At 28.4% G+C, this 12,790-nt stretch carries 8 protein-coding genes and 1 rRNA gene; all 9 read left to right on the top strand.

Annotation, left to right across the window (positions count from 1 at the left end):
- The first annotated feature begins 208 nt into the window (after positions 1-208).
- The 9 genes from rrf (at position 209) to OW729_RS18770 (ending at position 12,343) form a co-directional block, all read left to right on the top strand.
- A 5S ribosomal RNA gene (gene rrf, locus OW729_RS18810) occupies positions 209-325 on the top strand.
- Between the two features lie 252 nt (positions 326-577).
- Complete coding sequence (locus tag OW729_RS18805; protein WP_268063081.1) at positions 578-1,306, top strand: ABC transporter ATP-binding protein; 729 nt, start codon at positions 578-580, stop codon at positions 1,304-1,306.
- Positions 1,307-1,394: 88 nt separating this feature from the next.
- On the top strand, positions 1,395-3,017 hold the full coding sequence (locus tag OW729_RS18800) for a putative ABC exporter domain-containing protein (protein ID WP_268063080.1): 1,623 nt from the start codon (positions 1,395-1,397) through the stop codon (positions 3,015-3,017).
- A 605-nt stretch (positions 3,018-3,622) separates the two neighbouring features.
- On the top strand, positions 3,623-6,226 hold the full coding sequence (gene adhE, locus OW729_RS18795; RefSeq protein WP_268063079.1) for a bifunctional acetaldehyde-CoA/alcohol dehydrogenase: 2,604 nt from the start codon (positions 3,623-3,625) through the stop codon (positions 6,224-6,226).
- Between the two features lie 217 nt (positions 6,227-6,443).
- Complete coding sequence (locus OW729_RS18790) at positions 6,444-7,133, top strand: response regulator transcription factor (RefSeq protein ID WP_268063078.1); 690 nt, start codon at positions 6,444-6,446, stop codon at positions 7,131-7,133.
- A 2-nt stretch (positions 7,134-7,135) separates the two neighbouring features.
- Complete coding sequence (locus OW729_RS18785; RefSeq protein ID WP_268063077.1) at positions 7,136-8,539, top strand: sensor histidine kinase; 1,404 nt, start codon at positions 7,136-7,138, stop codon at positions 8,537-8,539.
- Between the two features lie 138 nt (positions 8,540-8,677).
- Positions 8,678-9,868, top strand: a complete 1,191-nt coding sequence (locus tag OW729_RS18780; protein WP_268063076.1) for a hypothetical protein — start codon at positions 8,678-8,680, stop codon at positions 9,866-9,868.
- A 204-nt stretch (positions 9,869-10,072) separates the two neighbouring features.
- The gene (locus OW729_RS18775; RefSeq protein ID WP_268063075.1) at positions 10,073-10,738 is read left to right on the top strand and encodes a hypothetical protein; all 666 of its coding nucleotides are present in this window, start codon (positions 10,073-10,075) and stop codon (positions 10,736-10,738) included.
- A 375-nt stretch (positions 10,739-11,113) separates the two neighbouring features.
- Positions 11,114-12,343 (top strand): NAD(P)/FAD-dependent oxidoreductase, encoded by a 1,230-nt coding sequence (locus OW729_RS18770; RefSeq protein ID WP_268063074.1) that lies wholly within the window; start codon positions 11,114-11,116, stop codon positions 12,341-12,343.
- Positions 12,344-12,790 lie beyond the last annotated feature (447 nt).

The following is a 12,790-nucleotide window of genomic DNA, read 5'->3' as shown; positions in this document are numbered from 1 at the left end:
GGTGTAAGCGTGGTAACATGTTAAGCTGACTGATACTAATAGGTCGAGGGCTTGATCAAATAAAAGTAACCAGTGACTAGGTAATTGGTTACGATCGAACATCACTGTGCAATTTTGAAAGAATAAATCTTTCAAAACAGGACACTCATTCAGCATAGCTGATGAGTACTATATTTCTAGGAAATCGAAGATTTCGAGAACTATAGCATCTGGTGGTTATGGCTTGAAGGTAACACCCGTTCCCATTCCGAACACGAAGGTTAAGCTTCAAAGCGCCGATGGTACTGCACTGGAGACGGTGTGGAAGAGTAGGTCGCCGCCGGGTAAGAGTAAATGCACTAAGCTAATGCTTGGTGCATTTTTATTTTTTGAATTTAATCTTGTTACTTGATTTTTTATCCAGTAATATGTTATTTATAAAGAATATATTAATTATTTACTAATCTTTTGGGGAATAGTCTATAATTAAGTAGATTATAAAAAACAGAAATTACATAAGGAATGTCTTGATATAAGTATATATAAGAATGTTTTGGTATAACTAAAGTTTAAATAAATTTAATAAGGAGATATAGATATGGTTTCTATGGAAGTTAAAGATTTAGAAAAAAGCTATGGTAAAACAAAAGTATTAAAGCAGGTATCTTTTAATATTAATGAAGGTGAGATTACTATACTTGCAGGTCCTAATGGTGCAGGTAAAACTACAACTATAAAGTGTATATTATCTTTATTAAAAAAAGATAAAGGTGATGTTTTAATATATGAAAAAAGTATAAAAGATAAGCAGGTAAGAGAAAGGTTAGCCTATATTCCAGAAAATCCAGATATATATCCATACCTTACAGTTTGGGAGCATTTGAAATTTATATCATTAGCATATCGTCTTGAAGATTGGCAAGAAAAAGCTATGAAAATATTAGAGATGTTCAATATATTAGATAAGAAAAATGAAATAAGCAAAAATCTATCAAAAGGAATGAAACAGAAAGTATCTATATCTATGGCACTTTTGCATGAACCAAAAATATTTCTAATAGATGAACCATTTATAGGACTAGATCCAAAAGGCATAAAAGATTTTAAAGATATTTTAAAAATATTGAGAGATGAAGGTAAAACTATACTCATAAGTACTCATATACTTTCCTCTATAGAGGAAATAAGCGATAGACTTATAATAATGAAAAAAGGTAGAATACTTGTACAGGGCACAAGAGAAGAATTGACAAGCATTGCAGGCTTTCAAGGCAAAATGCCTTTGGAAGATATATTTTTAAAAATTACTGATAGAGAAAAAGCGTGATAAATTAAATGTTTATATTAACTATTTTTATGTAATATTTAAACTATGATTGATAGATGATAATTGTAACTGTGGAGGTATTATTAGTATGTGGATAAATGATTTTAAAACACTTTCTTTTGTTGAATTTGCTAAATTCAAAAATTTTTTCAAATATCTAATGAAAAATCCTGTAACAGCAGTTAAAGAAATAGGAGAAATAATATTTCCTATATTACTTATCTTGTTTAATGTATTATTTATTTCTCGTAATAGGAGAGGAACAGGAACTCATTTTAAATTAGATAATAATATAGTTGGTCCATTAGTGATTATAATACTGTTTGTAATTACTATAGTAATATTGTTATTAGCATTTAACAATTATAAGCCTACGTATTTCACCATACAGGATGTCCATTATATATTTCCATCGCCTATAAATGAAAAGTCGCTTTGGGCTTTTAATATAGTAAAAAGCTGTATTAGGTTTGCAGCAAACTATTTTATATCTGTAATTTTTATTTCTATGGTTATACTTAAATTCACTAACATAAGTATAATAAAACTTTTAATAAGCTTGTTAGGTATTTGTTTAATAGTATTATTTTTTAAAAGCTTAAATTTCCTTCTTTATTCATTAAAAATAAAGTTTAATTCAGAAAAAGGTGTAAAAAGGGCTTCTTTAATCACTATTATTGCTATGCTTTTATATTTGGGAGTGAGTTTTTATTTTAACTCAGGTTACTCTAAAGAAACAGGATTTATAAATACAATTTTAACCTTTGGTCATTATTTTGACAGTAATACACCAGTTCTAACCTTAATGAAAAATATAATTGTTTATCCAATAAATAATGGTAAATTTCCATTAATAGAGTTAATATTTATGTTAATTAGTGCTAGTGCAATATTTGGTCTTGCAGTGTTTTGGGGAGAGGATTTTTATGAAGATGTAAGTGAAAATATAGAATTAAACAATATAAGCATTAGTACAAAGAATATAGAAACGGTTTTAATGGAGGATGGTATTTCTACAAAAGAGAGAGTTATAAAGGATAATTTATTATCTAATATTAAAGGGGCAGGAGCATTTATATATAAAAGTTATTTATTTGGGAAGAGAAATGGTAAGCAAAAGAGATATACAATAATATGTTCTATTCTTGCTATAATATCTTTAGTCGGTGGATATTTTGCTAGAAATATGTCTCCAAAATTTATTTGGGGTATATTAGGATTAGTTGGAATAATGCTAGCTACGGGTTCAAGTGTTACATCTACTATTAAATATGAATTAAAAAAAGTATACATATATTTATTACCTGGTAGTACAAAAAGTAAGATATTTTTTATAACATTTTATGATTATATTTTTACAAGCTTATTTTTTATAAGTTTATTTTTACCTTTTGGTTTAATGACAAAAGTAAATAAGCTGGAAGCCATTTTGTTTTTGTTAGTAGTTATTTTTGGAACTATAATGACAAGCCTATCAAGAATAATAGTTCATTTTTTTATTCCTTTAGATTATGAAGGAAGCGCTGGAATACTGGAGGCTATTATAAAGTGGGTTGCTGTAGTTATTCCTGCATTATTAGGTTTTTTAATGTTTAAGTTATTTGCAAGTATATGCATAGTACTAATCAGCATACTTTTATGTGTTATGGTTATGATTATACTTATATTAGCAATGAGCGAAAAATTCTTTGGTTATATAGAGTTGAGATAGTTATAAATATGAAGATAAATGAGGTTATATATAATTTATGCAAAGTAATATGATAAAATATATATTTATGTAGTATAGTATATAAAAATTAAAGTACATAATCTTAAGAATAATTTTACTAAATAATTATATTTTGTTCAGTAAGGCTATTCTTAAGGCAATATACTTTGTTATTTTTATGTCAATGGCACGACCACTCAGTAGAACAAGAACGGAACAATATTGTATAAAAAATAACATATAATTTTGTTAAACATATAATTATATTTTAAATTAAAGAAAATTAAAATAAAAGTATAAAAGGTGATAACATACGATTTTATATATAAAAACCACAAAATACAGTCCGAATTGAAATTAAAAAAATGTCGAGAAACAATAAAAAAGTATTTACTTTTAAAAAACTTTGTTATATAATTAACACATAAAAAACAGGCGGTTAGATATATAAATAAAATATCTAGAAACCGCTTTTAAAAACTTATACTTTGTTTGATAATTAACAAACAAAATCAATATAGTAATTTTTATAGGTAATACATATGAAATTTTAATAACAAAAGAAAAACTTAAATACCACAATTTTTGAAAAGGCGGGAGACAAAATGAAGGTAACTAATGTTAATGAACTAATGAAAAAAATGGGACAAATGAGAGATGCTCAAAAGAAATTTGCTACTTACACACAAGAGCAAGTTGATGAGATTTTTAGAAGTGCTGCTATGGCTGCAAATGATGCTAGGGTTAAACTTGCAAAAATGGCTGTAGAAGAAACTGGAATGGGGATAATAGAAGATAAGGTAATAAAAAATCATTTTGCTTCAGAATATATTTATAATAAGTATAAAGATGAAAAAACTTGTGGAGTTATTGAAAGAGACAAATCTTTTGGTATTTCAAAAGTAGCAGAACCAATAGGAGTTGTTGCTGCAATTATTCCAACAACAAATCCAACATCTACAGCAATTTTCAAGGCACTTATAGCTTTAAAGACTAGAAATAGCATAATATTTTCACCACATCCAAGAGCTAAAAATTCTACTATTGCTGCTGCTAAAATAATTTTAGATGCTGCAGTTAAAGCAGGAGCACCAGAAGAAATTGTAGGATGGATAGATGAACCTTCTGTAGAACTTTCACAAGTAGTAATGAGAGAATCGGATATTATACTTGCTACTGGAGGTCCTGGAATGGTTAAAGCTGCATATTCTTCCGGTAAGCCAGCTATAGGGGTTGGGGCAGGTAATACACCAGCTATTATAGATGAGACTGCTCACATAAAAATGGCGGTAAATTCAATACTTCTTTCAAAAAGTTTTGATAATGGAGTTATATGTGCTTCAGAACAATCAGTATTAATTGTAGATAAAATTTATGAAGAAGTTAAAAAAGAGTTTTTAGAAAGAGGAGCTTACATATTAAATAAAGCAGAAACAGATAAATTAAGAAAAATAATACTAACTAATGGAACAGTAAATGCAGATATTGTTGGACAATTACCTTGCAAAATAGCAGAATTAGCTGGGTTTAAAGTTCCAGACAGCGCTAGAATTCTTATAGGAGAAGTTGAGTCTGTAGAGCCAGAAGAACCATTTGCGCATGAAAAATTATCTCCAATTCTTGCTATGTATAAAGTTAAAAATTTTGATCAAGGATTAAAGAATGCAGTGAGACTTGTTGAACATGGAGGTATTGGGCATACTTCTGTACTATATACTGATCAAATTAAATCAAGAGATAGAATAGATAGATTTAGTGCAGCAATGAAGACGGGAAGAACTATGATAAATATGCCTGCAGCTCAAGGGGCTATAGGTGATGTTTATAACTTTAAGTTAGAACCTTCATTAACATTAGGTTGCGGTACATGGGGTGGAAACTCTGTATCAGAGAATGTTGGAGTTAAACATTTGATGAATGTGAAAAGTGTAGCTGAGAGGAGAGAAAACATGCTTTGGTTTAGAGTTCCAGAAAAGGTTTATTTTAAATACGGTTCCCTTGGAGTGGCATTAAAAGAATTAAAAGATATGGACAAAAAGAAAGTATTTATAGTAACAGATAGGGTTCTTTATCAATTAGGATACGTAGATCAAATTACAAGTATTCTAGATGAAGTGGGAATAGATTCTAAAGTATTCTTTGATGTAGAACCAGATCCAACTCTTGCAGTGGCTAAAAAAGGTGCCGAGGAAATGAAGAGTTTTCAGCCAGATACAATTATAGCACTCGGGGGAGGTTCACCAATGGATGCTGCTAAAATCATGTGGGTAATGTATGAGCATCCAGAAGTAAAATTTGAAGATCTTGCTATGAGATTTATGGATATAAGAAAGAGAGTATACAAATTCCCTAAGATGGGTAAAAAAGCGATGATGGTTGCTATACCAACTTCAGCAGGTACTGGTTCGGAAGTCACTCCATTTGCTGTTATAACAGATGAAAAAACAGGAATGAAATATCCGTTAGCTGACTATGAATTAACTCCAAATATGGCTATAGTAGATGCTGAATTGATGTTGAATATGCCAAAGGGATTAACAGCAGCTTCAGGAATAGACGCTTTAACTCATGCTATAGAAGCTTATGTATCTGTTCTTGCATCAGAATATACTAATGGAATGGCTTTAGAATCAATAAGATTAATATTTAAGTATTTACCACAAGCTTATAATGAGGGACAAACTAATATAAAAGCTAGGGAGAAAATGGCTCATGCTTCAACTATGGCAGGAATGGCTTTTGCTAATGCTTTCTTAGGAGTATGTCACTCAATGGCACATAAACTAGGAGCAATGCATCATATTCCACATGGTATAGCAAATGCATTATTAATTAATGAGGTTATTAAGTTCAATGCAGTAGATAATCCAAGAAAGCAAGCTGCATTCCCTCAATACAAATATCCAAATGCTGCATGGAGGTATGCAAGAATTGCAGATTATCTACAATTAGGCGGGAATACAGAAGCAGAAAAAGTAGAACTTTTAGTTAAAGCTATTGATGAATTAAAAGCAAAATTAGATATTCCGATGAGTATAAGTGAAGCGGGAGTTACTAAAGAAAAATTCTATGCTACTTTAGATGAAATGAGTGAACAAGCTTTTGATGATCAATGTACAGGAGCTAACCCAAGATATCCATTAATAAGTGAAATTAAAGAAATGTATATAGATGTTTTTGGAGAAAAAACTGAGGAAAAAGTAAAATAGTTTAATATGTAAAACAGCTAGTGAAATGTGAAATTTTACTGGCTGTTTTATTTATTTTAATTATTATAAAAATATACATCGTGTAGTATAAATATAGAATTATTGTTTTTAAATAATATGTTTTATATGTAACCCTTTCGTAATCTTTTTTAATTTTTATATAACTATTTATTTTGTAAAACGTGGTATATTATACTTAAGTTAGGTGGTGTGGAGAGTGTTAGACAATAAAAGAATTCTTATAGTTGAAGATGAGGAATCCATAAGAAGCTTTGTGAAAATAAATTTATTAAGGAACAAATGTAACGTGTTAGAAGCAGATAGAGGAGAGGTAGCCTTAGATATAATCAAAAAAAATCAATTAGATTTAATTATTTTAGATATTATGTTACCTGGAATTGATGGATTTGAAGTATGTAGATTAATAAGAGAGATGAATGAGGATATTTCAATAATAATGCTAACAGCTAAAACACAAGATATGGATAAAATAATGGGATTTGAATTTGGGGCAGATGATTATTTAGTGAAACCATTTAATCCGTTGGAATTAATTGCAAGAATCAAAGCTATTTTTAAGAGGGTTGATAAAAATGAAAAAAAATCTCATGTGATAGAAAAAGGGATTTTCAAGTTAGATTCAGATACAAAAACATTTTATAAAAATAATGAACCTATAGAACTTACGTATAGAGAGTTTAGCGTTATGAATGTATTTATGAAAAATGAAAACAGAGTTTTAACTAGAGATGAACTACTTAATTTAGCATGGGGAGAAGATTTTTTCTGTGATATAAAAACTGTGGATGTTCATGTAAGGCGTATCAGGGAAAAGATAGAGGATGTACCGTCAAAACCTAAATATATAAAAACTGTTTGGGGATATGGATATACTTTCAAGGGGTGATATTGCTGAGGGGAATAAAGATTAGAATAGTAAAGTCGTATTTATGTATTGCTTTGTTAATAGTAGCCATTATTGAAGTTATATTATGCATACTTATAAAGAACTATTATTATAAAAATATTGAAAATTCTTTGCAAAAGCAAGTTAATATTTCAGCTAATATTTTCAATAAATATTCCTATGATGGAAACTTTAAATCAAATACAAATGAATTTATATATACATTTTCTCAAATGTCACCAGCTCAAGTGCAAATAATAGATAAAAAATTAGAAGTAATTCAAGATTCCATTGGTATTGAACAAGGTAAAAAAATAGATTATTTAGATGTAACAAAAGCTTTGAATGGAGAAAGATATACATTAATAGGCAAATGTGGATATTCAAATGAAAAGATAATGTCAGTATCAGCTCCTTTAAAAAATGCTAATGTAATACAAGGTGTTGTAAGAAGTGTAGCTTCTTTGGAAGAAATAGATAAGATAATAACTAAAATAAGGTTAATGTTAATTTTAATAGGAATAGTTATAATTTGTGTTTTTATGGTATTAAGTATAGTTGTTTCTAATACTATAACAGAACCAGTAAAACAATTAACCAACACGGCTCAAAAAATGGCTGGGGGACAATTAAAGATAAAAGCGGAAAAAGTATATAATGATGAAATTGGAGAATTAGCAGATACATTGAATTATATGTCAGAAGAAATCTTAAAAACAGATAAGTTAAAGAATGAATTTATATCAAAAATGTCTCATGAGTTAAGAACACCGCTTACATCTATAAAAGGATGGACAGTTACGCTGAAAACTGGAGATTTACAAGGTAATGAGGAGTTAGTATGGGGACTTGATGTTATTGAAAAAGAAGCAGATAGACTTACTAATATGGTTGAAGAATTACTAGATTTTTCAAAGATAATAGATAAAAGAGTAGAACTAAATTTCAGAAAGATTTATTTAGAAGATTTTTTAAATATGGTTTTAAGACAAATGTATCCTAGAGCTAAGGGTTTAGGTATATTATTAGAACTTAATATTTCAGAAAATGCTTATAAAGAGGTAGAAATAGATATAAATAGGTTAAAGCAGGTATTTATAAATATTTTAGATAATGCTTTGAAATTTACACCTAAGGGAGGGAATGTGTTAATTGAAGCAATGAAAGAAGATGATAGAGTAAGGTTTTCTATAGAAGATAATGGAATAGGGATACCTAAAGAACATTTAAATAAAGTTACTGAAAAATTTTATAAGGTGGATGCTAAAGATTGTGGAAATGGGATAGGACTATCCGTAGTTAATGAATTAGTTCAATTACATGGAGGCAATTTAGAAATACAAAGTGAGTATGGAAAAGGAACTAAAGTAATCATTGAATTACCTGATGATGGAGATCTACATTAAAATGTAATATTTAATATTATGTTTGAATTATAGCAAAAGCAAAGAGATCAAAGGTATTTTGAAAAAAATTATAATAAAGCAGATTATCTAATCAATAAATAGGCAAGTTATAGTATGTATAAAGGAGAGGATTAAGTTATGATATCTAAAAATGTTGTATTAAATTGTGTGGGAATAGTAATAATCAGTTCTATGTTTACTGGTTGTGGAAAAGCTGTCGCATCTACAGAACTTATACAGACACCTAAAGTTATTTTAACTTCTTCAAATCAGACCAATGAAATAAATGATAAAAATATGATTGTAGCAAAGTTTATTCCAAAGGATATGGTGCTTTTTCCACCAATGGCACAAGAACAAAAAAAGGCTATAATTACAAAAGATTTAAATGGGGATGGCAAGGAAGAAATAATATTTACTTTTAAGTCATCTAAAGATCCTTATACAGGTGGAGTAATAGTATTAGCTAAGGATAATAAAGAATGGAAAGTTGTTTTAAGTGATTATGGAGAAGGGGAAAGTGTATATAAAATTGATTTTGCTGATATAGATGGAGATAAAAATCAAGAATTATTGGTAAGTTCTTTTGTTGGAGGTTCCGCTGGAAATAATTTAAAAATATATAAAATTAAAGATAATAAGGTGAAAATATTAGATGAAGTTTTATATAAAAAAATAGATATTGAAGATATGCCAAATATTGAAGGTAAAAAAGATGGCAGGAATGAGATAGCTACTTGGGTTCATGATACAGGCAATTCTTATATAGTAGAGGTATTTAGATATGTAAATGGAGGATTAGTTGAGGCTGAGGATGTTTATCCTTATTATTTTAAAAAGGTAGTTAAATATTATGAGGAAGAACTAAGTAAGCCAGAAAATAAAGAGGCACCATATATGTGGTACTATCTTGCAGATGCTCAAGTAAAAGCAAATATGCCCAAAGAAGCTTTGAAGTCTTTAGAGAAATGTATGGAATATAAGAAAAAAATGCAAAAGCAATTAAAAGCCGAGGAAAGTTATCCTTATGATTATTTAGTATCTATTGTAAAAGCAGAAGCTTTATATAAAAATAAAGACTATAAAACCTCAATAAGGGAACTTAATAAAGCTTTAAGTTCAAGTAAAAATGATCAAAACCAATTTAGTAATAAATTATTAGATATATATTATGATTTAGGTAAAAATGAGTCCTCATTAGGAAATAAAGATAAGGCTAAGGAGTATTACAACAAGGGTATAAAAATGGCAGAAAAAATATATAAAGAAGATAAACAAGTTTTTTTCAGATACTCTTATAAATTTAAACAGGCATTAATAGAAAAATAAAAAATGTGATTTATTATTTATTTGTATTAGTTTCTCATTTTTAAATCTAGCTTTTATTTTAGATTAATGTATAAGTTGAGACTATATGAAAATATAGGTACTATAATACTAGGCATTCTTATAATTGTGTCTAGTTTTTAGTATTAAGATTATATTTAAAACATGACATTACAAACACTATTTTAAATTAAAGGGGGTTGAATTATGAAAAGAAGTTTAGTTGTGATATTATGTTTAAGTTTAATTTTCATTTTAGTTGGTTGTAGTAAAGATAAAAAAGCAAATAAATCTGCACAAACTACTAATAAAAACCAAGCTTTAGAAGATAATTCAAAAGATATTAATAATCTAACACAAGCTGTTAATGAGCAAAATAGTGTTGATAAAAAAAAGAAACAGATTCCAATAAATACAAATTCTATACAGTCAACTAAAACAAGTCCAAACAAACAAGTAGTAAAAGATAAAAATAATGTCTCTGAAAAAATAACTAAAGTAAATAGTAAAATAAAATTGTATAAGGGCACTTATTTTGATGATAGTGTTTACAGAGATACTACCTTAAAAAAATATTGTGAAGTTGTAATTTCTAATGTAACTAATACTTCTTTTGACTTTACTGCTTATCAAGTAAACGTGTTAAGTACGGGGAAGAAAAGTAGAAAGGCTATCTTCCTTAAAAATACAGCGGTTTTTACAGAAGATGGAACAAAAGCTATTTTCCATGGAAAAAATTATACTCTTAACTTTACATTCCCCAATTATCATGGTGCATATCCTATTGCAACAGATATGAAAATATCTGGATGCAAGCCGTTAGCAGGGAAGAATTTTGTTAATAATGGGATACCAGGACATGAATTTGGATAAAATAAATACTTAGTATATTTATTTTACAAAAAAGTCATCTAGATATTATTTCTAGATGACTTTTTTACATTGATTTCTTGTAATGTGATAAATTACAAGAGGGTTTATCGAAACAAGAAATTTTAAAAATTTTAAAAGTTGCATAGGGAAAGTATAAATATGTGCTGTAAAAATTTATTAACGATTTTGAACGTTTATAGTATTTAAATTGAAAAATACAAAATATGTAAAGGTGAGCATAAAAAAATAAAGAGGTCAATATTTAGAAGGTTAAGTAAGATAATAAGTATATATTTGCATAGGAATACGAATAATAATGGAACATAGTATGATTGTAGTAAAATTTGGCACAAATGCTTGAAAGGAGGAGCTAGTTTGAATTTAGTTTCGGGTAAATTATTTTGGACTAATATAGATGGTATCCCTAATAAATATAGTTATTTAAGTGAAGATATTTGCTGCGATGTATTAATAATTGGGGGAGGTATAACAGGGGCATTATGTGCCTATTATTTTGCCAATGCAGGGATTAATACTGTTGTAGTAGATAAAAATATAATTGGATATGGGAGCACTAGTGCGTCAACGTCTATATTACAGTATGAAATAGATACAAACTTAATAGGATTAAAAAGGAAAGTTGGTATGGATAATGCAGTAAAGGCGTTTAAGTTATGCCAAGAAGCTGTATATGATATTGAGGGTATAGTAAACAAGTTAGGGGACAAATGTGATTTTATATTAAATGATTGTTTGTATTATACAAATAAATTTAAGGATGTAGCCAAACTCAAAGAAGAATTCGATATGAGAAAAAAGTGTGGGTTTGATGTAGAACTTATAGATGAAAGCAACTATAAAGATAGGTTTTCTTTCCCAATAAAGTGTGGAATTTATTCAAAAAATGGAGGGGGAGGAATTAATCCGTATAGATTCACTCATGCTCTATTAGCTAATGCTAGTGATAAAGGGGCCTTAGTTTATGAAAATACGGAGATTGTTAGTATATTATCAGAAGAAGGTTCAGAAGTTGCAGTTACTAAAAATGGATTTAAAATAAAAGCAAATAAGATATTGATTGCAGAAGGATTTGAATCTAGAAAACGTATTAATAAAAATGTAGCAAAGTTTACTAGAAGCTTTACTATTGTTACAAAACCTATTGAAAATTTTAGGGGATGGAATAATAAATGTATAATAAGAGATAGTGAAATTATCTATACATATTTGAGGGTTACTGCAGATAATAGAATAATGATAGGTGGAGAAGATATAGAAATAGGAGGAGAACGGAGTAAAATATGCAATTTAGCTGATGATGATTGGTTGGCTAATGAAAAGTATAAAATTTTAGAAGAAAAACTTAAATTAATGTTTCCCTATATTAATAATATACAGATAGATTATAGGTTTAATGGGCTATTTGGTGAAACCAAAGATAGCCTACCTTATATAGGAGTTCATAAGGATATGCCCAATTATTATTTTTGTATGGGATATGGTTCTAATGGGATATTATATAATGTGATAGGAGGGCAATTGCTGAGAGATCTTCATATAGGAAAAAATCCTAAAGAATTAAGTGTTTTTGGATTTGATAGATAGGAATGTGAGAAAAATGTTGTAAATAACATTTTTTAAAATTAGAGAATAGAGTTGTTAAAAAGTAATATTTAAAGTATACTTGTCCTTGCGTATCAATATGATAAAAATAGAGAAAAAATGAATTAGATTGATTATAAAGAATATAATTAGTTTTTAAAGGATATAATGAAGTTAATTCATTTAATAATTATGATAAGATAGTTCATGTCGTTGCGAGAGAGCAATGGCAAGACAACAACAAGGTTTGAAATGAAAAATCCAAAAAGTTGTTGACAAAGAAGAGACAAACTGATATACTAAACAAGTTGCTTAAGTGCAGCGAAAGAAATGGTCTTTGAAAATTAAACAGAAGTTGATATAAAGTCAGTCAATTGAATTGAGTAAAGATTAAACTTTTAAATTGAGAGTTTGATCCTGGCTCAGGACGAACGCTGGCGGCGTGCCTAA

The sequence above is a fragment of the Clostridium brassicae genome, from assembly GCF_026738875.1.
Taxonomy (GTDB): domain Bacteria; phylum Bacillota; class Clostridia; order Clostridiales; family Clostridiaceae; genus Clostridium_H; species Clostridium_H brassicae.
The sequence above is the reverse complement of the archived record's forward strand: the minus strand, read 5'-3'. Positions and strand labels throughout refer to the sequence as shown.

What these genes read in the sequence shown, in the direction of transcription:
- OW729_RS18805 (WP_268063081.1), top strand. Translation starts at nt 578, where the DNA reads ATGGTTTCTATGGAAGTTAAAGATTTAGAAAAAAGCTATGGTAAAACA.
- OW729_RS18800 (WP_268063080.1), top strand. Translation starts at nt 1,395, where the DNA reads ATGTGGATAAATGATTTTAAAACACTTTCTTTTGTTGAATTTGCTAAA.
- adhE (WP_268063079.1), top strand. Translation starts at nt 3,623, where the DNA reads ATGAAGGTAACTAATGTTAATGAACTAATGAAAAAAATGGGACAAATG.
- OW729_RS18780 (WP_268063076.1), top strand. Translation starts at nt 8,678, where the DNA reads ATGATATCTAAAAATGTTGTATTAAATTGTGTGGGAATAGTAATAATC.
- OW729_RS18775 (WP_268063075.1), top strand. Translation starts at nt 10,073, where the DNA reads ATGAAAAGAAGTTTAGTTGTGATATTATGTTTAAGTTTAATTTTCATT.